19 protein-coding genes and 1 pseudogene are annotated in these 21,128 nt (G+C 41.4%); 5 read left to right on the forward strand and 15 right to left on the reverse strand.

The features are described 5' to 3' along the window. Nucleotide 1: 1 nt before the first annotated feature. The 7 genes and pseudogenes from BPOF4_RS08575 to BPOF4_RS08605 all read right to left on the reverse strand — a co-directional run bounded on the left by BPOF4_RS08575 (nt 2) and on the right by BPOF4_RS08605 (nt 6,492). Complete coding sequence (locus BPOF4_RS08575) at nt 2-997, reverse strand: agmatinase family protein (protein WP_012958728.1); 996 nt, start codon at nt 995-997, stop codon at nt 2-4. Continuing rightward, nucleotides 994-2,268: an imidazolonepropionase gene (hutI, locus tag BPOF4_RS08580; RefSeq protein ID WP_012958729.1), complete on the reverse strand. Its 1,275-nt coding sequence runs from the start codon at nt 2,266-2,268 to the stop codon at nt 994-996. The genes BPOF4_RS08575 and hutI overlap by 4 nt, the downstream gene beginning before the upstream one ends. 13 nt (nt 2,269-2,281) lie before the next feature. Continuing rightward, nucleotides 2,282-3,952: a urocanate hydratase gene (hutU, locus tag BPOF4_RS08585; RefSeq protein WP_012958730.1), complete on the reverse strand. Its 1,671-nt coding sequence runs from the start codon at nt 3,950-3,952 to the stop codon at nt 2,282-2,284. 270 nt (nt 3,953-4,222) lie between these two features. Continuing rightward, nucleotides 4,223-4,495: a hypothetical protein gene (locus tag BPOF4_RS08590; protein ID WP_012958731.1), complete on the reverse strand. Its 273-nt coding sequence runs from the start codon at nt 4,493-4,495 to the stop codon at nt 4,223-4,225. Nucleotides 4,496-4,502: 7 nt separating this feature from the next. Then, nucleotides 4,503-4,646, reverse strand: a complete 144-nt coding sequence (locus BPOF4_RS22525; RefSeq protein WP_218959105.1) for a hypothetical protein — start codon at nt 4,644-4,646, stop codon at nt 4,503-4,505. 141 nt (nt 4,647-4,787) lie between these two features. Then, nucleotides 4,788-5,243: pseudogene (locus tag BPOF4_RS08600) on the reverse strand (GNAT family N-acetyltransferase). Between the two features lie 25 nt (nt 5,244-5,268). Then, nucleotides 5,269-6,492 (reverse strand): MFS transporter, encoded by a 1,224-nt coding sequence (locus tag BPOF4_RS08605; RefSeq protein ID WP_012958735.1) that lies wholly within the window; start codon nt 6,490-6,492, stop codon nt 5,269-5,271. 286 nt (nt 6,493-6,778) lie between these two features. Between BPOF4_RS08605 and BPOF4_RS08610 the strand changes: the two genes are divergently transcribed. Continuing rightward, nucleotides 6,779-8,698, forward strand: a complete 1,920-nt coding sequence (locus tag BPOF4_RS08610; protein WP_012958736.1) for a bifunctional metallophosphatase/5'-nucleotidase — start codon at nt 6,779-6,781, stop codon at nt 8,696-8,698. A gap of 51 nt (nt 8,699-8,749) precedes the next feature. On the opposite strand, the gene BPOF4_RS22180 is transcribed toward BPOF4_RS08610, so the two are convergent. After that, the gene (locus BPOF4_RS22180) at nt 8,750-8,926 is read right to left on the reverse strand and encodes a hypothetical protein (protein WP_012958737.1); all 177 of its coding nucleotides are present in this window, start codon (nt 8,924-8,926) and stop codon (nt 8,750-8,752) included. 445 nt (nt 8,927-9,371) lie between these two features. Here BPOF4_RS22180 and BPOF4_RS08615 point away from each other — a divergent pair, with 445 nt between their 5' ends. The 3 genes from BPOF4_RS08615 to BPOF4_RS08625 are packed head-to-tail and all read left to right on the forward strand — an operon-like array spanning nt 9,372 to nt 13,059. Beyond that, entirely contained in the window at nt 9,372-10,451 is a 1,080-nt protein-coding gene (locus tag BPOF4_RS08615) for an endospore germination permease (RefSeq protein ID WP_012958738.1), read from the forward strand. Continuing rightward, the gene (locus BPOF4_RS08620; protein WP_238446494.1) at nt 10,448-11,902 is read left to right on the forward strand and encodes a spore germination protein; all 1,455 of its coding nucleotides are present in this window, start codon (nt 10,448-10,450) and stop codon (nt 11,900-11,902) included. The genes BPOF4_RS08615 and BPOF4_RS08620 overlap by 4 nt, the downstream gene beginning before the upstream one ends. A gap of 2 nt (nt 11,903-11,904) precedes the next feature. Then, nucleotides 11,905-13,059, forward strand: coding sequence for a Ger(x)C family spore germination protein (locus tag BPOF4_RS08625; protein WP_012958740.1), 1,155 nt, complete (start codon nt 11,905-11,907; stop codon nt 13,057-13,059). Nucleotides 13,060-13,096: 37 nt separating this feature from the next. On the opposite strand, the gene BPOF4_RS08630 is transcribed toward BPOF4_RS08625, so the two are convergent. The 5 genes from BPOF4_RS08630 to hutP form a co-directional block, all read right to left on the reverse strand. Continuing rightward, nucleotides 13,097-13,384: a putative quinol monooxygenase gene (locus tag BPOF4_RS08630; protein ID WP_012958741.1), complete on the reverse strand. Its 288-nt coding sequence runs from the start codon at nt 13,382-13,384 to the stop codon at nt 13,097-13,099. Between the two features lie 47 nt (nt 13,385-13,431). After that, the gene (locus BPOF4_RS08635) at nt 13,432-14,892 is read right to left on the reverse strand and encodes a response regulator transcription factor (RefSeq protein WP_012958742.1); all 1,461 of its coding nucleotides are present in this window, start codon (nt 14,890-14,892) and stop codon (nt 13,432-13,434) included. Nucleotides 14,893-15,374: 482 nt separating this feature from the next. Then, nucleotides 15,375-16,685 (reverse strand): Na+/H+ antiporter family protein, encoded by a 1,311-nt coding sequence (locus tag BPOF4_RS08640; protein ID WP_012958743.1) that lies wholly within the window; start codon nt 16,683-16,685, stop codon nt 15,375-15,377. A 79-nt stretch (nt 16,686-16,764) separates the two neighbouring features. After that, nucleotides 16,765-18,291: a histidine ammonia-lyase gene (gene hutH, locus BPOF4_RS08645; RefSeq protein ID WP_012958744.1), complete on the reverse strand. Its 1,527-nt coding sequence runs from the start codon at nt 18,289-18,291 to the stop codon at nt 16,765-16,767. Nucleotides 18,292-18,418: 127 nt separating this feature from the next. After that, nucleotides 18,419-18,862: a hut operon transcriptional regulator HutP gene (hutP, locus tag BPOF4_RS08650; protein WP_012958745.1), complete on the reverse strand. Its 444-nt coding sequence runs from the start codon at nt 18,860-18,862 to the stop codon at nt 18,419-18,421. A gap of 220 nt (nt 18,863-19,082) precedes the next feature. Here hutP and BPOF4_RS08655 point away from each other — a divergent pair, with 220 nt between their 5' ends. After that, nucleotides 19,083-19,754 carry a FusB/FusC family EF-G-binding protein gene (locus BPOF4_RS08655; protein ID WP_420796442.1) on the forward strand — a complete coding sequence of 224 codons (672 nt, stop codon included), beginning with the start codon at nt 19,083-19,085 and terminating at the stop codon, nt 19,752-19,754. Between the two features lie 264 nt (nt 19,755-20,018). Here BPOF4_RS08655 and BPOF4_RS08660 read toward each other — a convergent pair whose 3' ends face one another. Further along, complete coding sequence (locus BPOF4_RS08660) at nt 20,019-20,402, reverse strand: hypothetical protein (RefSeq protein ID WP_238446495.1); 384 nt, start codon at nt 20,400-20,402, stop codon at nt 20,019-20,021. A gap of 129 nt (nt 20,403-20,531) precedes the next feature. Next, on the reverse strand, nt 20,532-21,053 hold the full coding sequence (locus BPOF4_RS08665) for a DUF6143 family protein (RefSeq protein WP_238446496.1): 522 nt from the start codon (nt 21,051-21,053) through the stop codon (nt 20,532-20,534). Nucleotides 21,054-21,128 lie beyond the last annotated feature (75 nt).

Below are 21,128 nucleotides of genomic sequence, written 5' to 3' on the forward strand. Positions count from 1 at the left end.
GCTACTGCTCTTTTCGTTGCATAAAACCAGTTAAAAAGGAAAGCATCACATGGACCCCTGTTTTGACGGTTGCTTGTGCTACATCTTTTGTCGGGTCAAGGCATACGATGTCCATCGCACATACTTTTTGTGAAGCGCCGGCTATTTGAACGGCTTCTAGTAATTCGTGTACATACATCCCGCCTGGGGTCGCAGCAGGGGCACCTGGTCCTGCGCTAATATCTAATACATCCATATCAACCGTGAAATAGATTTTATCGACCTTCGCTTCAAGCTTGCTGAGGGCTTCACCGATTACTTGTTCCATCCCCTTCTGACGTGCTTCTTTCATCGTCATATAATTCACACCAGCTTCATCAGCATACGTTTTGAGCGAACGTGCGTTAAAGAAGCCGTGCAAACCAATATTGTATACATCCTCCCCGCGAACTACCTGATTCTCAAGCAGGTTTCGGATCGGCGTACCGTTTGAAGGACCGTTATCTGTAAGGTCTCGCAGGTCAAAATGAGTATCGAGCTGCAGAATGCCCACTCGCTCTTTCGGATGGATATCTTTATAGCCTTTGATGAGCTGTGCCGTAATCGAATGATCGCCTCCGATCATGATGGGAAGAGAATTTGGATGATTTGACTGTATGGCTTTCATCGCGTCGCGGATATTTTGATGACAGATTGAAATGTCAGTTACATGCTCCCTCACATCACCCAGATCAACGACTCTAAGTTCTGATAAATCGAGCTCTTCATCTAAGTTATACGTAGTAAATGACTTCCACGCTCTTCTAAATGCCTCAGGATTCTCGCTTGCACTTGATGCAGAGATCGAGGAGCGTGAAAGAGGAACTCCTAATATGACAGCATCATAAGCTCCCCATTCTTCTTGATGATGTGCATCAATGGGCTCTATCCATTGGTGCACTTTTGGTTCTGATACGTTTTCTCCCCTAGTCCAACTGAATGGCGGTGGATTTAAGAGCGGGTATGGATAGCTGCTCATACCAGCCTTCCCCCATTTACCACGACCTTGCCGCCTTTAATAACCGTTTCGGTATGGTTGACGCCGTAATGGTATTGAAGCTGCATGTAATTAGGAACATCAAGAATGACAACATCCGCCTTCTTCCCAACTTCAATACTTCCAACTTCATGACCGCGGTTAATGGCATGTGCCGCATTAATCGTTGTTGCTGTAATGACTTCTGCCGGTGTCATCCCCATTTTCAAGCATCCGAGATTCATAATGAGCGGCAAGGAAACCGTTGGCGATGACCCTGGGTTACAATCTGTAGAGAGTGCAACAGGAACACCGGTATCAATCATTTTGCGTCCATTTGCTGAATCGGCCATTAAAAAGAAGGCTGTACCAGGCAGGAGAACACCGATGACTCCTTTATCAGCCATCATTTTCATCCCTTCATCAGATGCTTTCAAAAGATGATCGGCAGACACTGCCCCGACTTCTGCTGCTGTTTCCGCACCGCCGTAAGGTTCAATTTCATCCGCATGAATCTTAGGCTTCAGTCCATGCTTGAGACCAGCTTCTAAAATGCGTTTTGATTGCTCAGGCGTAAACACCCCATGTTCACAAAACACATCATTAAATTCAGCTAGCCCTGCTTCAGCGACTTTAGGGATCATTTCATTAATCACAATATCGACAAATTGATCTGGATTTTCTTTATAATCACCAGGCACCGCATGAGCTCCCATAAAGGTGGAAACGATATCGATACAATGTGAGTTATTTAGTTTTTTGGCTACTTCAAGCTGCTTCATTTCATGTTCAAGTGATAACCCGTAGCCGCTCTTTGCTTCGACTGTAGTCACACCATGCATTAAAAATTTATCCAAGCGTCGTTTGCTTTCAGTGAAAAGCTGCTCTTGACCTGCTTCTCTTGTGGCGCGCGTTGTAGCATGAATGCCGCCTCCTGCATTCATAATCTCCATATAAGAGGACCCTTCTAGGCGCATGTTAAATTCATTTTCACGGCTGCCAGCAAAAACAAGGTGAGTGTGCGGGTCTACAAAACCAGGTGCGACCACTTTTCCGCGAGCATCGATTACTTCAGCTTCATCCAAACGATTTTGATAGTCTGCTAGGATCTCTTCGTCTGTTCCTACCGCATGAATGTTACCGTCCTCAATCCACACACTTCCGCCTTTAATAATATGAAGCTCTTCCATTCTTTCTTTTGTAAGAGGCGCATCTGAGCCTCCTTTTAACGTAATCACTTCATTTGCATGTCTTATAAATATAGCTTTACTCATGTTATCTCTCCTCTTAGTTCTCGTCTTTTAGCATCGGCATATTGATACCCTTCTCACGTGCTGTTTTCTTAGCAAGGTCATATCCTGCATCTGCATGCCTGACGACACCCATCCCAGGGTCAGTTGTCAGAACGCGTTCAATGCGAGCTTCAGCTTCCTTCGTACCATCTGCTACGATAACGACGCCCGCATGCAGAGAATACCCCATTCCTACTCCGCCTCCGTGATGAACAGAAACCCATGTTGCACCGCCGACAGCATTAACCATCGCATTTAAAATCGGCCAGTCAGAGACTACATCTGACCCATCCTTCATTCCCTCTGTTTCACGGTTAGGTGAGGCAACCGAACCTGAATCAAGGTGGTCACGCCCAATAACGACTGGTGCTTTTAACTCGCCGCTTGCGACCATGTCGTTTAAAATCTTTCCGAATCGTGCACGCTCTCCGTAACCTAACCAGCAAATACGAGACGGCAGCCCTTGAAATTGAATTTTGTCCTGCGCCATGCGGATCCAGTTACAAAGATGTTCATTATCACCGAACTCACGAAGAATCGCTTGATCTGTTTTGTAAATATCTTCAGGGTCTCCGGATAACGCTACCCAGCGGAACGGCCCTTTCCCTTCACAGAACTGTGGGCGGATATACGCCGGTACAAAACCAGGGAAATCAAATGCATTTTCTACCCCTTCATCTTTAGCTACCTGACGGATGTTATTACCATAATCAAATGTCACAGACCCGCGGTTCATCATCTCAAGCATCGCTCGAACATGCTGTGCCATTGACGATTTTGAACGCTTCACGTATTCTTGCTCATCCGTTGCCCGTAGTTCTGCCGCTTCTTCTAATGACATTTGAGATGGAATATAGCCGTTTAATGGATCATGAGCAGAAGTTTGGTCGGTTAACACATCTGGAATAAACCCTCTGTTAATCATCTCTGGAAGCAGATCAGCTGCGTTGCCTAACAACCCAATTGATAATGCCTTGCCATCACGCTTAGCTTCCTCAGCTAGTTTGATTGCTTCATCTAAAGTTACAGCTTTTACATCGGTGTAACGAGTCTCAATACGGCGGTCAATTCGTGTCTCGTCTACTTCAATGGCAATACAAACGCCACCGTTCATTGTTACAGCTAACGGTTGAGCCCCGCCCATGCCGCCAAGACCGGCAGTTACCGTAATCGTTCCTTGGAGAGTATTATTAAATGTCTGCTTAGCAAGCTCGGCAAAAGTTTCATATGTCCCTTGAACAATTCCTTGCGAGCCGATGTAGATCCAGCTTCCCGCTGTCATTTGCCCGTACATCATTAAGCCTTTCTTATCTAACTCGTGGAAGGTCTCCCAGTTTGCATACGCTGGTACGATGTTTGAATTAGCAAGTAATACACGCGGAGCATCCGTATGTGTTTTAAAAACGACAACGGGTTTACCCGACTGCACAAGCAAGGTCTCGTCAGCCTCTAACTTCTTCAAACTGTCAACGATCGCATCAAAGCTTTCCCAATTACGAGCAGCCTTTCCGATCCCTCCATAAACAACAAGATCTTTCGGACGTTCCGCTACATCCGCATCTAAGTTATTCATCAACATACGCAATACCGCTTCTTGCTGCCAGCCTTTTGTGTTGAGCTTGGTTCCTGTATAACGTTTAACTTTACCGTTTGTAACCGTATTCATTTTTACCTACCCCCTAGATGTATTAATTTAATTGTATACAGATTATTCTTGAAGTTATTTATAGATTCGTGCTGATTTTATGATTTGTTGCATAAGTTTTTGGTATTGGTGTCTCATTTATGAATGATTTATAGTTTCCTATCTTTTAATATAAATAGAACAAGGAGATTAATATTGGTATTTCTAACTAAATTGGATGAGCTATAGATATAGTAGATTAAATATAAAAGGAGCTTCCGTGTGAGGAAGCTCCTTTACTCTCCTGAATTATTACACTGGGGTTTTCAACCGATCTATAAATTGAACCGCGGTAATAACAGCAGAACCTAAGGCAAATAGTACACCGCCAATAATGATAATGGCGTTTGTATAGCTTTTCGTAACCGTCTCAAAAAGATGAGTATCGGCCATTCCGCCTTGTGAGTTTAGCCAAGAATGTGATAGCCCGAGGCCAATGTTAACACTGAATAATAATATAATTAAACCTGACGCGCCAACTATAGCACCGAATGTCATAAGACTCTTAAATGTTTCTTTATCCATGCGATCCTCACTTCTCCTTATAAGGACTATCCTGCTTTCGTTCAAGCTCGTTCACTCGCTGCTGCAGCTGTTTCATATCTTCATTTACTTTAGCCCTGCGCTTTGAATAGGAAGAGTTTATACGTATGAACAGCAAGACTATTATAATCAATACAATGTAAAATAAATTCGAAAAGAAGAAATCCAGCATTTGGTCACCTCATTGGTATGAAAACTGTATGGTATTACATTATTAGCAATTGCTCTTTTATATTTATAATACCAATTTATTCCACTTTGCATCAGTACTTTTTTACAACAAGTCCTGCGATAACCGGACCATATCCCTGCACTGAATCCCATCTTCATAAATCTCTTCCTCGTAATGTCTGATGAAAAAGTCCACATCTACTCCTATCATTCGAAACCCGCATTTTTGATAAAGTGCGATCTGGCCAATACTTGAATTACCGGTTCCTACTTCAATTGTTTTAAATCCCTGCTTTTTAGCTGAATCTACAGCAAACTCTACTAATTTCCTGCCAATACCCCGGCCCTGCATGTTATTACATACAGCTACATTCACTAGCTCAACTGTGTCAGGTCTTGTAGGCAATAATACCAACACACCAATTATTTCACCGGACTCCTCAGCAATAAAACATTCCCCTCGCTAAACGTAGTCAGCTATTAATTTTTCAGAGGGGTCTGCGAGCAACAGCAGGTCCATAGGTGGGTTCTCAATCGCATTTAACAATCTAACTTCCATTCTTCAATACTCCTTTTATCGATTTTTACGCTGATTTCATACCTCTCAACAACTCTCTTTTCTCCTTTACAAGATTCAATTTCGAAAACAGAATCGAATATAAGATAGTGAAGGCAATGTAAGCTGCTCCTACAAGTAAACTCAATTCTCTAGGAGTGAAAACTTCTAAAAGAAATCCGGCGGACGCCATTGATAAGCTGAGCGCTGTATTTGATATAGCTTGCATAAAGCCGAAAATGGTCCCTTGCTTTCGACGGGGAATCACTTTCATCATCACCGTATCGATACAAATGTTACTTAAGCCACCTACATATGTGATGAATATGATTACGTATATAGCTGTGGAAAAAGATGGAACTATACTCAATAATAAATGTCCAAGGCCTTCAAAGGCAATAAAAAGAACAGTTAGTGCTAATAAGGATCGCTTTAGAAAGCTAGAGCACATTGAGCTGAAAATAAAACCTAACCCTAAAGCTGCATATAGAAAGCCTACTCCAAGCTCCCCCATTTCAAATACTTCAAGAGCATAGATACTGACAAGGACATTGTCGATGCCATTTGCGAGTGGCATAGTTACAGCAATAAAAAAGAACGTGATTAGGGCAGCTGATGACCATAATTTCCTTCTTGATAAAAACAAAGGCTCATTTCCTTTTTCATTATGGGTATCAAAAGGGGTGTTAACTTTCGCTATGAGCAAAGCTGACAACAAAAAGGTGATCCCATTTAAAACAAACGAAGTTGACAGTCCGAAATAATAAGCGATGACTCCGCCTGATGCTGCCCCTATTACTAAAACAAATCCAACCATTGCTTGTTCTAAGGAATTAATATCTATGAGCCGATCTTGCTTGACTAAGAAGGGTATCGCAGACATTCTAGTAGGTACATACAAAGCTTCTAAGCTTGCAAGTACAAAGGTTATTAAATAGATTAACCAAACATTCGAAGAGTCTTGAACAAGAAGTAAGGATAAAACCACTGGAATTCGAAAGAGATCTACGGTAAATAACAACTTTTTTTTGGAAAAACGATCTGCGAGCATCCCTCCTAACGGTGCAAGGATAAGAAAAGGAATCATTCGAATGGCAAGAACCAAACCGATGGCCATTCCTGAACCTGTCAATTGATATAAAAGCCCAAATATGGCGATCTGGCTTATTCTGCTGCCTATCCCATTAATCATCCCCGCCCAAAACAGAAATTGATAATTTGTTTCTTTTCTCCACGATTTAAACAATGACAATGTCTCCCCTCCTTTCAATCGAAAAAAAAGTGGCGTTGTTTTCAGAATCTAAACGATTAGATGATTATCTAATTAGATTATAATCGAATGAGTTTTATTAAACAATGAATCTTTAACTTAATATTTGCGACTACCTTATTATGTATAATATGACATTCTTTGTTACTAGAAATAACCCGTGACTTAAAGTCTATTTCTTGCCATTTTAAAATAAATAAATCTTTTGAATTCTTTTCTCCCTTATACTAATAAGTGTTTATACATTAACTAGATAAGGAGTGATTAAATGAAGAATCGTAAGAGTATACTTATTTCCCTGTTAGCTGTATTGCTTGCATTCTCCGGCTTTTTGCCGAGTATGGCTGATGCCAAATCTTTGAATGAGCCAGTGTCAAAAGGAGATTTTGTACAGGAATTAGTAACGAATCTCGGGATTGATTTACAAGATGGAGAGGTTCCTTTTACAGATGTTAATGATGAATTAAAACCTTATTTCGAAGCGGCTATCCGCACGAACATTGTATCTGAGGATGAGGTAAGTGAATCGCCATTTGGTGTTAATGAAAAAGTAACTCGTGAACAGGCGTATGTATTCTTAATTCGCGCACTTAATTTACGAGATTCGTATTCTCAAGAATTACTTGAGTCTTATAGAGACTTCAACGCAATCGACTCTTCTTATTACGCGGAGCTTGCAGCTGCAGAAGCATTAGGTCTTATTGATGCAACGAATGTATTGCAGCCGAAAAAGCCTTTAAATCAAAAGGAAATGAAAAACATCTTTGACAGCTTAGAAAATGAGCTTGATTTTGTGAGTGTGATTCATACGAATGATATGCATGGCAGAATCATGCATAACTCGGAAAATGGTGAATTAGGATTAGCAAAAATCAGCGAGCTGACAAACCAGGCCCGCAACGAGAATCCGACTCTTCTAGTTGATTTAGGAGATACGTTCCACGGTACAAATTACGTTGACTTTAACAAAGGCTTAGCGGCTGTTGAAGCGATGAATGCCATGAGTTATGATGCAATGGTTCCGGGAAATCACGACTTTAACTACGGACAAGACTATCTTCTCGAATTGAAAGATAAACTAGACTTCCCTCTAGTAAGTGCCAATATTCTAAAGGATCGTAACCCTTATCTAGATGGTTATACAATGATTGAGAAAGACGGAAAGAGAATCGCTCTTGTTGGTTTAACAGCCACAGACACAGCGGAGAAAACGAATCCTGCAGGTATTGAAGGCATTACGTTTGAAGATGAAGTTACGGCAGCAAAAGAAGCTGTGGCCGAACTTGAAGGACAGGTAGACACCATCCTTGCTATTTCTCATTCAGGTTTAGAAACGGATCGTTCGATCGCAAATGAAGTTGAGGGTATCGATGTGATATTTGGCGGACACAGCCACGATACATTAGAAACGCCAGTTAAATACGAGCATGGTTATGTGACTCAGGCATTTGAATACGGCAAAGCACTAGGTCATACAAACCTTATTTTCCATGAGGATCAGTTAGTCGGTGTGAATGGATTCTTGTATAGAGATGGTGCTGAGAAAACAGAAGATCCAGAGATCTCTTCCATTCTTCAATCTTATAAAGTAGAAGTAGATCGTGAAATGGATGAGGTGATTGCCTCAACAAATGTACGTTTAGACGGAGAACGAGCGAATGTTCGCACGAAGGAGACAAACCTTGGCAACCTTCTTACAGATGCAATGCGCAATGAACTCGAAACAGATATCGCCGTAACAAATGGCGGCGGCATTCGTGCGTCCATTCCAGCAGGTGAAGTGACTAGGAATCATGTGTTCACTACCCTTCCTTTCGATAACACCTTGGTAAGAACGATGCTAACAGGTGAAGAAATTTTAGCTGCTCTTGAACATTCTGTACGAGTCTATCCAGAGGAAAATGGTGGATTCCTTCATGTGTCAGGATTAACGTTTACGTTTAATCCAGCACAGCCTGCAGGAAGTCGTGTCGAGGAAGTGTTTGTAAATGGGGAAGAACTTAATGTAAGTGAGTCGTATTCGGTAGCGACAAATAACTTTACAGCAGCAGGCGGAGATGGGTTTAATATGTTCAGCATAGAGAACATTGAATTTGACAGCGGAGAATTACTAAGTACGATCTTGATTGACTCACTTCAGTCACGTCAAGACATTCCAGACGTTGAAGGCAGGATTCAAGTAAAGTAAAAGGTTAGACGCAAAACGCACAGAAGTTTTCTGCTTCTGTGCGTTATTCTTTTACCCTGATTTATCAACTTTCTTCTCTATTCGATCAAGCTGCTTTTTGATTTCTTCTAGTTCTGAATCCGGCTTTGGGGGCTTAAGAGAACCTAGCCACTTTATAATTAAAACTATGAGAATGATAAGTAAAATAGGAATAAGTAAGGCCATTAGAATATCTACTAATTGGGTCACACTTCCCCCTCCTTTGTATGTAATCTGGCACGTGTTATTGCAACAAAAGAACAATAATGATAATAACTAAAACGATCGCATACAGCCACACCATCCCTTTAACGATCAAAGCGGCCCAATATTTCTCTTTCAGGCTGAAATAAAAAACAATCGAAAAAAGAAGAAGCTAGACACTGCTCGCGGGTATTCCCCTCTTATGATAAATGAAGTGGAGTTTACAACGACAAATAGGCTAAATTAGATGAGGTAGACCCAGTGCTTTTTCTCTTTTTTTTTCGCTCATATGTAAATTCAACCATTTGCTATCCCCTCTTGTTCTCAGTTTATCTCTCATTATAACTTAACTGAAGTAGTCCCTCTTTTAAATACCTTTCTCATTTTATAAGCATAATTTAACAAAATGAATCAAAACCTACCATAAACGGATGTAGTAGGTGATTAGGTTATGACCTTTTCTCGGGTGCAGCTTCTTTTTGTACTTATCTTATTTATCGGAATTTCAAACCATGTGTTAATTGTTCCTCACTTGCTTGGCGCTGCTAAACGAGATGCTTGGGTTTGTGTGCTCATTTCCTATGTGATATTGCTTGCATGGGGTGGGCTTATTACTTATATTCTTTCTAAAAATAAACAACGGCTGCCCCTTTTCCTGTGGCTAAAAGAACGGACCGGGCGACACATCCCTTCTGTCCTTATGACCCTTTTTTTCTTGTATATCGTGGTGATAGGATTCATATCATTCTTTGATTTAATTGCCTCAGTCAAAATTTATTTTATGCCTATGACCCCGACCTGGGTGGTTGTAATCCCTTTTCTTGTATTAAGCGTATGGGCTGCGTTAAAGGGCTTAAAAATGATTGTTTACACTTCAATTATATTGCTGCCCCTTGTATGGATACTTGGTCATTTTGTAGCATTTACCACGATAGAGAGCAAAAGATATTCCTTTTTGTTCCCGATTTTTGCAGATGAGCAAGCTTCTATTATTCAAGGAGTAGTCATTATTTTGGGCGGCAGTGTCGATTTACTTGTTCTTTTTTTATTGCATCATTATTTCAACAAACCTGTGTCTTATGGTTTTATCGTTTTGCTTATTACCATTTTGGCGGGTTTAATTATTGGACCGACGATGGGGGCTTTAGCGGCTTTTGGTCCTAATGTGGCTGCTGATTTACGTTTCCCTGCTTTTGAGCAGTGGCGTCTAGTAACAATTGGCGATCATGTATCTCATGTCGATGCACTAGCAGTTCTTCAACTTTTATGCGGTACGATTATCCGCATCTCTTTGTGTTTATATCTATTGCCTGATTTACTAAGGATCAACTCGTCTAAACTTAGGTACAGCCTCATCATTATTCCGGCGTTGGGTTTTGGCACTCTAATGGTGATGCACATTAGTGATATTTGGATGCAGACCACGTTAAAGATGTACTTTTATCCCTTTGCTTTCCTATTTGGAATAGTAATGACATGGGTCCTGTTGATCATAAGTTTCTTGCCTAAAAAGAAAGGATTAACAACATGATGAGAAACCAAAAGGCTGTAACAGATAAGAATATTCTAGAGCAAGCCTTAAAGGAAGGCCAGCTTAAAGAAGAGGACCTCAAAGCGATATTCGAAGGTAGTGCTGATGTTATGTTTATCCCTTCAGAACCAAGCGAAGCTGTTCTTGCATTTTATTGTGAAGGGATGACAGATACGTCTCAGTACAATGAATACTTTAACGATCTTCTTACTTATATCACAGAGGATTGCCCGAAAAACTTGAAGAGCGACCTCCCTCCTATTCGTAAACTAACAGCGTTTACTGACATGATGAGGAGTGTATTTTCTGGTTACTTGCTTTTTTATAAGTATGGCGATACATGCTTTTATGCAGTAGATATTGCTAAGCTGCCGCAAAGAACACCGGAAGAATCAAAAACGGAAATCTCTTTAAAAGGCCCAAGAGACGGGTTCACTGAAGATCTTCCTGTAAATATTTCGCTCATTCGTAAAAGGCTAAAAACAGAAACTCTCAATAATGAAACATTTGAGCTTGGTTCGTTAAGTCACACTAAAGTTTCCTTGCTCTACCTAAAAGGAAAAGCAAATACTAAGGCTCTTGATGAAATACGCAGCCGTTTAGAAAAGCTTGAAACAGAGAGGGTTACGAGCAGCGGGCAGTTAGAGCAATGGCTTTCTGATCGTACGTTTTCTCTTTTTCCACATTTTGATTACATTACGCGACCGGATTTTGCCATTGAATGCATGCTGCGCGGACGTTTTGTGCTTGTAGTTGATGGGAACCCGAGTGTATTGATTGGTCCAACGAACTTATTTCTGTTATTAAAGTCACCAGAGGATGTTCACTTTCCTTATTTCATTGTAGCTTTTCAGCGGCTATTAAGAATTATAGGCTTGTTAACGGCTATTTTCCTTCCTGCAGCTTATATAGCCATTACGAATGTCAATGTAGATCAGCTGCCATTTGCCTTGCTCGCAACGATCGTGGTGTCACGCGAAGGCCTTCCGTTGTCCTTGCCAATTGAAGCTTTACTCATATTAATATTGTTTGAACTTCTTAGGGAAGCGGGCATTCGAATGCCGACCGCTGTTGGGCAGACCATTTCAATTGTAGGTGGCTTAATTATTGGAGATGCAGCCATTCGTGCAGGACTTACTTCTCCTACCCTGCTTGTTGTGGTCGCTGTAGCAGCAGTAGCAACCTATACTCTTGTCAATCAATCATTAACGGGAACAGTGACGATCTTGCGTATCTATTCGTTGCTGCTTGCCACATATTTTGGTGTGTACGGATTTGTTCTTAGTTTTTTGAGTATCCTGATGTATCTCAGTCAACTAGAATCATTTAAGCTTTCTTACCTTGAGCCTGTAGTATCTCTTAATTATAAAGAGTTTTTAGCTGCCTTTTTAATAAACCCATTTAATCGAAAGAGGTTCACTGCGCCTATGGTATCTAAAAGGAGGAAGTAGCTATGTATAAAGCGTGTGGTAAATGGTTTTGTATCCTTCTTGTTATAGCGATCTTCCTTTCTGGGTGCAGGACGGACATGAAAGAAATTCAGAATTTGAATTATGCTACTGCCATTGGTGTCGATTATAAAGATGACAAATATTTTATTTATCTTCAGGTGATTGGCCTTAACTCTGTCGCAAAAACGGAAGGGGAAACTGGAAGTGCTCAAACCTCTGTATCAAAGGCAGAAGGACACACCTTTATCGATGCTTTTTTTGATGTGTATCAAACTGGTCAAGAAATGTTTATCTGGTCGCATATTACATCTATTGTCTTAAGTGAGTCCGTATTAAATCAGGGTATTGGGAATGTATTTGATGGGTTAACTCGGTACTACGAATTTAGGTTGACTCCTTGGGTGTTTGGCACCAAAGAGCCTATTGATGAAGTATTGTCGACACTAGGATTTTTTGATCAATCTGTACTTGAAACTACACTCCATAACCCAGAAAGCAGTCAAAGACAAAATTCTACGATAAGGCCGATAAAATTGCAGGAATTGGCCAGAGACGTATTTGAACCAGCACTGACAACCTATATACCCTATCTTTCTATTTCAGAAGAAGAATGGACTAATAATATGGAGCCTGAATCGAAGTTAAAGTTAGAAGGAGCTTTCTTTTTGAGAGGTGACAGCTATAAAGGTTCATATTCTCTTGAAGAATTGAGAGGATTGCGTTGGATTGCACCTGAAACCAAGCGTGCGTCGATTTTGGTACCGGATAAAATGAAGCCGGATTTTTTGACAGTGGTTGACCGGATTAGATTTGATGTTAAAGTGAAAGAATTGTCCGAGCCCTCCTTTACAGCTTCTTTTGATATGGAAGGGACGATTGGAAATCAGTTAAATGGAAATAACGAACTTATTATGATGCAGAAAGACGCAAGAAATAGCATCAAAAAAGAAATTGAAGACTTGTACAAGCTAGGGGTAAAAGATAATGTAGATTTTTTTAATTTAGAGCATCTTCTTTACCGTAATCACAACACATTATGGAAACAGTCGGGAAAGACGCTGGTATTAGACGATAACACTCTAACAAATGTAGACCTAAAAATAAAATTACGACATACGGGAGCATTTAAAAATAAAATTGTGGATGAGGCTGATTAGAAAAAAAGACCCTGCCAGCTATACAGGGTCTCCACCATTATACTTTGCGTAAGCGATACACATGTCTCATTTCAACTAGCTCATCGACGTGCTCTTTATAAGCTTTATAATGTTCGGATACGATATGAGCTTGGATAGCCTTATCACTTTCCCATACCTCATAAAATGTAAATGTACCTGGATCATCGAGGGATTGATGAAGGTCATATGTGATACATCCCTCTTCTTTACGTGAAGGGTGGACCATTTGCTCTAATACTTTATTTAAATTATCTTTCATTCCTGGCTTAGAAGTTAGGACAGCCATAATGACAATAGGATCCATACTTATCCACTCCCACTCGTTTTTGGTGTATGACATCAATGTACCCTTTATGCCCCGCTTCTAAAACTCGTAGGAGTGCAATTCTCCATTAATTTAAACTTTGCATTAAAATACGTCTGGTGTGAATAACCGGTAAGACTTGAGATCTCTTCCAAGGAGAGGTCAGTCTCAAGCAGCATCCGTTTCGCTTCCCTAATTCGAATTTCATGCAGTGTTTCTCTAAATGTTTTGCCACATTCAGCTTTAAACTTGCGGCTCAGCGTGCTCTTATTCATACGGAGAGCCTCTGCACATTGCTCAAGGCTCCACTGTGGATCCCAGTAATTTGATTCCATTAACTCTCTAGCTTTTTCAATAAAGGTGCGCCTGTTATCTGTGATTTCATGACTTTCTTCAAGAAGCTCAGTTGTAAAGGTAAGCAGCTGCTGAACAATCTGATAGATAACTGGCTGGTGAATGATGTCTTGAAACACTCTGTGATAAAAAGATTCTATCGGTCCCGATGCAATCTGATAGGACTTCATATGCCGCCTGATTTGTGCTAAGACACTGGTTAAACGAATTCGAATAATCTCAGGGTCAGGGTAAGGCTGTTTAAACGTTAAAAACTCTTTCCAAAGCCATTCACGAATAGAGGCTAGATCACGTTTTTCAAGCATTTCAATCCATTGTCTCTGCTCAAGAGGTGTTAAAAAAGGATCTAATTCTTGGGCTGTATTCGTAGATGTATCGTCGATAATAATATCATAGCCTTCATAAAAGATACGGCTCGAAAGTTCAACTGATTGTTGATACAACTGTTTAATCGAGCTGTTTTTATCGCTGGATTTTACAACAATTGCAAGTGGTTCATCCATCTTCTTCTTCCAATCAGTCAAAAAAGCTCGATACTCTTCTTGTGTATGTATTCGTTCCCCGGTCTCTTGCACGCACAAAATAAGATTAGACAACGCAAACACATAGGGCTGCCCTGTAAATGAGAATCGCTTAACGGCCTCATGCACGAGTGTTAGATTATTTGGATCTGGGGTTAAAAAGGCAGCCATTGTTATATATTGGTCCGGGATGTGCTCTTGCATGAATAGATCGGGGTAATCAATGCCCTTATCAGCTTTATAGTCAATTATGTTTACAGAATCTTCCTGGTTTCTTACGCAGAAACGTATCTGCTGAAGGTGCTTCATTAAGTCTTCTGGTGCAAAAGGCCGGAATAATACATCCTCTGCACGAAATTGCAGTGCTCTATATGCAATTTGAAACATGCGTTCAGATGATAGAAACAGCCAGCGTACGTTTCTTAAGCTCATAAGACGATCAAAATATTCTCCTTCTTCCCGGTAGCGGTCCATATCTAAGATAACCAGATCTACTCTTTCTATTTCTATTGTCTCTTTTACGTCTTGAACTTTTTTCAGCAAGGTAAGGGTTACTCCGGTAAAGTGACTCTCAATCATCCACCGAATTCCTTGGGCTTCTAGTTCGTCTTTCGCTACTAAATAAACGTGCATCGTATACACCTTCTAACTATATTAAGAGGCTGGTTTAACTTATGGGAATCAGAACATTACAGAATTGAAAAGTTGGTAAACATGGTAGGTAGTTGAGTCCCCCGCTCCTGAAATATGCTTCGCTTTCCGCGGTGAGCTGCTGAGCTTCCTCGGGCTTTAGCCCTGTGGGATCTCAGCCCTGCTCTAGGCACCGCTGGAGTCTACGCATATTTCATCCGCTGAGTTATTGCTTTTCCCCGAATCGAGTAGATTGATGTAGTTCATAGGCTCAGTTCTATTCACTAAGTGCTACTTATATTGAGGGAGCACTTTACAACATTCTCGCTCTGTTGATTGCAGCGGAAATCAACAACAACTTTAGGGGACTTTTTCGTAACATACTGTAGCTCCCACAGTATGTTTCATTCAGTTGATAAGTCTTTCATTCAGTTTTTTGAGCCAAAAACTCTCGGACCCGCAGTTCATGCGGGTCGAGTTGATATTTACAAAATCATCGCCGCTGCGAGACCAAATAGAAACAGTGGTATATTAAAATGGATAAATGTCGGAACACATGTATCCCAAATATGATTATGTCTGCCGTCTGCATTCAGTCCTGCAGTTGGTCCGAGTGTACTATCTGATGCAGGAGAGCCGGCATCGCCAATTGCCCCTGCTGTTCCGATTAAAGCAGCAGTTGCTAGCGGAGAGAAACCTAAAGCCAGGCAAAGCGGAACGAATAATGCAGCCAAGATCGGTATCGTCCCAAAGGAAGAGCCAATCCCCATTGTGATAAACATCCCGACAAATAGCATTAGGATGGCAGCAAGCAGCATGCTGTTACCGAGGTAAGCTGACGAGGATTCTACTAACGACTCCACTGCCCCAGTTTCTTTTAAAATGGTCGCATAACCTGAAGCAATCAGCATAACAAAAGCGATCATTCCCATCATCTTAATCCCGTCATTAACAAACTGATCTCCGTATTTGAAAGGCACTACTCTAAAAGCAAACATCAATACAATACCGGTTAATGCCCCTAAGATTAATGATTCAAACGTAAGCTGTACAATTAATGTAGCTATGATCGCAATCAGTGTAAATAGATGCTTCGTGGTAAATGATACATTTTCCTGCTCATATGTCGCAGCAATTTCAGAATCAGTCTCTGTATTAGGAGTGATGACTCGATCTTTTTTGTATGTAACGAAAATGGCAATGAGCAACCCTGCTACCATTCCAAGTCCAGGTAACAGCATAGCGAGCGGAATCTGGCTCGTAGCAATTTCCATTCCGTTTGCTTGCATTTCCCCTGATATAATCCCATGAAAGATCAGACCGTAACCTGCTGGAATCATTACATAAGGTGCTTTTAAACCGAACGTTAAAGAGGTTGCCACCCCTCTGCGATCTAATTTCATCTTATCAAACAAATGTAAAAGCGGCGGGATAAGAATTGGAATAAACGCAATGTGAACCGGTACGACATTTTGTGAAAGAGAAGCCACGCCTGCTATAGCAAGCAACATAAAGGCTTTCTTCCCTTTTAACGAGTTGATTAATAAACGAACTAAGAAACCTGTAATGCCGGTGTGTCCAATCATGACGGCGAAGGCACCAAGTAAAATATAGCTCAAGGCGGTGCTTGCCTGACCACCCATCCCCGATATGAGCATATCAATAGATGAAACCACCCCAAGCCCTGATACGAGCCCTGCAGTGAGTGCAGCGAATAAGATCGCCAGCACTACATTCACCCTAAGTAAACTGAGTACAACCATGACGATAACTGATATAACGACTGCATTGAACAAATGTCCTGCCCCCTTTTAGTTACCTTATCTAAATCTAATGAAGCAGCACTCACCTAGAGAAACCTAGGTGAATGACACCTTATGCTTTTGTACGGCTGTGATCCTTTGAAGACTGCCCTGCAGGTAAACTAGCTCCTTTTAACCATGAAGTCACGGCTTCAATATCATTAGAAAAAATGCGATCCTTAGCAATAAATGGAGCGACCTCTCTTGCTTCTTTTAAAAATTGCTTTGTAGCTTGAGCCATTAAATCAGTGCCGCGGATCTCAGCAGCCTGCATCGCGCAAATTGTCTCAATTGCTAGGACACGGCGGGCGTTGGTGATCACCTGATGAGCATGGCGTGAACCGATCGTTCCCATGCTGACATGGTCCTCTTGATTCGCTGATGACGGGATGGAATCTACACTCGCCGGATGCGCAAGCGTCTTATTTTCAGAAACAAGTGAGGCCGCAGCATACTGCATAATCATTGCCCCTGATTGCAGGCCAGGCTCTGGACTTAAAAATGGCGGCAAATCATTTAATTGAGGATTAACCAGCCGCTCAATCCGGCGTTCTGAAATATTAGCAAGCTCAGCCATTGCAATTGCTAAGAAATCCATCGCAAACGCAATCGGCTGTCCGTGAAAATTGCCGCCTGAAAGTACTTTTTCGCCGTTATTAAATATAAGCGGATTATCCGTTGCAGCATTCATTTCAATCTCAAGCTTTTCTTTTACATAATTTAACGCCTGCCAAGTCGCCCCGTGCACCTGCGGGATACAGCGGATCGAATAGGCATCCTGCACGCGAAGCTCGCCTTGTCTTGTTGTCAATTGGCTGTCAGCTAAGTGATCGCGGATTCGTCTAGCTACCTCTACCTGTTCCCTATAACCGCGAGCGAGATGGATGTCCTCATCAAAGGCATCAATAATTCCTCTCAACCCCTCAATTGTCATGGCGGCAATGTACTCTGATTGATAGGCCAGTTTCTCTGCTTCTAAATAGGCTACCACTCCCATTGCGGTCATCGCCTGAGTACCGTTAATTAAAGCGAGACCTTCTTTAGCAGTTAACGTAATAGGAAAGAGCCCTTCTTTTGTTAAGGCTGTTAGAGCAGGCACTTTCTCTCCTTTATAAAACACGTCTCCTTCGCCAATTAGAGCTAACGCTAAATGCGAGAGCGGCGCTAGATCCCCGCTTGCGCCAAGGGAGCCTTGCTGGGGAATGACTGGATGAATTTTCGCGTTTACTAAATCAAGCAATCTCTCTATGACAACAGGTCTGACGCCTGAAAATCCCTTAAGTAACGCATTTGCGCGAAGCAAAAGCATGGCTCGTGATAAAACTTCTGGAAATGGCTCCCCTATTCCGCATGCATGAGACCGAATAAGGTTAAGCTGCAAGGTCTCGACATCTTCCTTGCCGATATATACATCACTAAACTTTCCAAATCCAGTCGTAATTCCATAAACAATTCGTTCATCTTCCACTATCTTCTCAACCGCTTTTCGGCTTTCTTCTACTTTTCTAAGACTCTCATCTGAAAATCCTACTTTAACCTCATCAAATAACACACGATTTACTTCTTCAAATGTTAATGTCTGTCCGTTTAACAACACCATGTTCTTCTCCCCTGTCTTTTTACTTTAGGTAAGTAAAGGATCAATAGAAAAGGGGGCTATATCAAAGCAATCTCTTGAAAAGATTCCTAAGATATAGCCCCCTATTTGCTAAAATACTATGGGCATATTATATGTGGTTTACTCCAAGGCCGATCGCCTCATGCTCGGACCCCTTAACAGGCGCTCCAATCGTTCCGTACAGTGAAACGGCAATCCAATCTCCTTCTTGCGCGTTTTCATACGGATTTCCCCGAAGCACAGCAAATGTCAGTCCAACGGTTCTGTGCACCGAACCTAACTGCACCTGCCCTCGCGTGACACCATGCAAGGCTTCCATAATCGCATGATACAACGCATGCGACTCACGGTATAAATCTGGTTGTATAATCCCATTTTTCTTCGCTGCTGTTTCAATGGCAGCAACGACTTTGTGTGCTTCCATTGATCCTACTTTCCCTTTACAGCCAATCCAATCCAGCTGCCGAAGCCTCTCTAATTCCCCTTCTGACTCATCTGAAAGAAGGAGTAAAACGGCATGACGGCCAATACGTCGTTCCTTGTTCAAAGCCATACAAACAACTCTTTCACTTATCAACTTGGCGCTCGCCATCTAATATCTACTAAAGTTAGTGTAAGCGCTTTAATTGCCACTGTCAACAGAAATTTCTAATTATACTGTCTATTCAGGATAATTGGGCGTGTGGATGCGTAGGGTGTTGTATAAGGTATTATTTCTTTATCAAGCCTAGTTGTTCTTGTATAATGAGCCAAGAGAGATAAAGGATTGGGAGGTGGATAAATTGAGAAGTAAATATGATGTAGTCGAAATGATCGTCCCTTTTTTGAGAAGCGACCAGTATAACTTTATCAGGTATCAAATCGGCACTCTCGTTCATGCTCATACGACGGTTAAAGATGCTGGAGTGTTGCATGCATTGAAAGGCAATGCTTTAGATAAAATTACAGAAATGCTAAAAGATGCGACTCCTGGTCAACTGGAGCTGCTCGAACAGGTCATAACTGCAGAAGATTTTGCTAATGCAGAATTTGAGCTTAGAGAATTGAAGCGATATGTGATCCCCTTTCCTCATTTAACGGATAAAACGATCGCAAAGCTATTTCCTAAAGCTAAGAAACTAAAAGCCCCTTCTCTTGATGAGGTCGACTACAGAGAGCTCTCTTATTTTGGCTGGTATGACATTCGTTCGGAACGCAAATTTTTAATTGTCCGTGATCAAGAGGTGTTAAAAGGGATTCAAGGAACTTTTACGGAGAGCAAAAAAGGAATATGTTCCATTTGCAACGGTCATGAGGAGCTTGGACTATTCATGGCAAACGTAAAAACAAGCCAGAAACAATACACAAATAGAGGCAATTATATTTGTAAAGACAGTGAAAAATGCAACCGCAATATGACGAGTTTGGATAAGCTAGAAACGTTTATTGATCTTTATAGAGTGTGATGATGGGTTAGGAGCCTTGCCTTGCGAGAGCTTGGAATTGTATGTTTTCAGTCGAATTATGCGTCTATTCGTGTGATCATTGCGTTTGTTAAACGAGTAATAGTGTCGGTTGCAAGGTAGAATTGCGACATTCGACTGCTATTGCGTCAATTCAGCGGGTATATGCGTCAGTCTACTATGGGATTGTATTGATTCATCGGTTTATTGCGCCCTTTCAGCATTAACATGAGAAAAGAGCTGCCCCGCAGGACAGCTCTTTTCTCATTACTTCGCTTTTTCCTCTCGCTCCTCGGCTGCTTCTTCTTCAAGCTCTCTCATCTCTTGATGAGTCTGCGGGAATCCGTTAGCGACCCAGTCGTCTTTGTGGGCTTTGTCGAGCTGAGTCAAGCCTTCTTCCTCTGCTGCAATGGGTGCGTCGGAACTTTCCTCTTTGTCTGCTTCCCATGTATCTTTATCTTTAATTGTGTTTTCAGGTGTATCTCCTAATTCTGTTTCTAGTTCGTTCATCAGTTGGTCGCTTGCTTCATTTGCATTCGACTCATTTGCTTGTCCATTTTTCTTTTTTCTGAGGGCGGTTGTTGCTAGTACTGCGCCTCCAGCTGATAGTACGGAACCTAAGATGATACCTTTTGTAGATGTTTTCATCATAACCCCTCCACTAATTAAATGTATTTGATTTTTATATTCTCTTAGGTTCCCTGTATCTCCTTCTATTAATGTTTCAATTATATTAAAAGTTGATGACAAGACTCGACATTCTATTCGCAAATGTCCTTCTCAAACCAGCCAAATGCAAGCTCTGCCTCTGCTGGGCCGCCATCTAAGGTACGTAAAAAAAAGAACAAATGCCCCGCATGGAGGGAAAATATATTTCCCGTCTTCATCACTAGCTAAAGTACTCATCGGCGGAACTATTCGTTTAAACGCATTGACCCCCTTTTTTGGATTGCCTTTTACTAGTTCTGCTGAAGCAATTTTTACTTCTGGGTCTACTAGAGGTGTGCGAGCAGTATTAGCGGGAGTTATTAGATTTGAGATAGATGGCCTCCCTGACAGTTTTGGGTTAAACCATATTTCTGCAACGATCGGCTGACTTGAATAATTGGTAATGGTAAACGCATTGACGAATAAATCGATATCTGAGCGAGTTGGATTAAACAAACCTCCCCATGCATGCTTCCCTTTTTGTAAACGAAGGATTTCTGTCTGCCCGACATAATACCTGCCTTTTAATGATTGGTACAGCGGGTTTGGTATATTAACAGACTTATTAAAGCTGTCATAGTGATCAAATGACAATAGAATCACTCTCCTTTTTAAACAATATGTTTGAAAAATGGAGGGTGTCTGGACTATCTTCTTATTAACAAACGA

The organism is Alkalihalophilus pseudofirmus OF4 (assembly GCF_000005825.2).
GTDB lineage: Bacteria > Bacillota > Bacilli > Bacillales > Bacillaceae_D > Alkalihalophilus > Alkalihalophilus pseudofirmus.

Excerpts from the sequence above, each read along its gene's own strand:
- BPOF4_RS08625 (WP_012958740.1), top strand. The coding sequence starts at position 11,905 with ATGTATAAAGCGTGTGGTAAATGGTTTTGTATCCTTCTTGTTATAGCG.
- hutI (WP_012958729.1), bottom strand. The coding sequence starts at position 2,268 with ATGAGTAAAGCTATATTTATAAGACATGCAAATGAAGTGATTACGTTA.
- BPOF4_RS08590 (WP_012958731.1), bottom strand. The coding sequence starts at position 4,495 with ATGGATAAAGAAACATTTAAGAGTCTTATGACATTCGGTGCTATAGTT.
- BPOF4_RS08660 (WP_238446495.1), bottom strand. The coding sequence starts at position 20,402 with ATGATGAAAACATCTACAAAAGGTATCATCTTAGGTTCCGTACTATCA.
- BPOF4_RS08575 (WP_012958728.1), bottom strand. The coding sequence starts at position 997 with ATGAGCAGCTATCCATACCCGCTCTTAAATCCACCGCCATTCAGTTGG.
- BPOF4_RS08610 (WP_012958736.1), top strand. The coding sequence starts at position 6,779 with ATGAAGAATCGTAAGAGTATACTTATTTCCCTGTTAGCTGTATTGCTT.
- BPOF4_RS08635 (WP_012958742.1), bottom strand. The coding sequence starts at position 14,892 with ATGCACGTTTATTTAGTAGCGAAAGACGAACTAGAAGCCCAAGGAATT.
- hutH (WP_012958744.1), bottom strand. The coding sequence starts at position 18,291 with ATGGTGTTGTTAAACGGACAGACATTAACATTTGAAGAAGTAAATCGT.
- BPOF4_RS08630 (WP_012958741.1), bottom strand. The coding sequence starts at position 13,384 with ATGGATCCTATTGTCATTATGGCTGTCCTAACTTCTAAGCCAGGAATG.
- hutP (WP_012958745.1), bottom strand. The coding sequence starts at position 18,862 with ATGGCTTTGAACAAGGAACGACGTATTGGCCGTCATGCCGTTTTACTC.
- BPOF4_RS08615 (WP_012958738.1), top strand. The coding sequence starts at position 9,372 with ATGACCTTTTCTCGGGTGCAGCTTCTTTTTGTACTTATCTTATTTATC.
- BPOF4_RS08620 (WP_238446494.1), top strand. The coding sequence starts at position 10,448 with ATGATGAGAAACCAAAAGGCTGTAACAGATAAGAATATTCTAGAGCAA.
- hutU (WP_012958730.1), bottom strand. The coding sequence starts at position 3,952 with ATGAATACGGTTACAAACGGTAAAGTTAAACGTTATACAGGAACCAAG.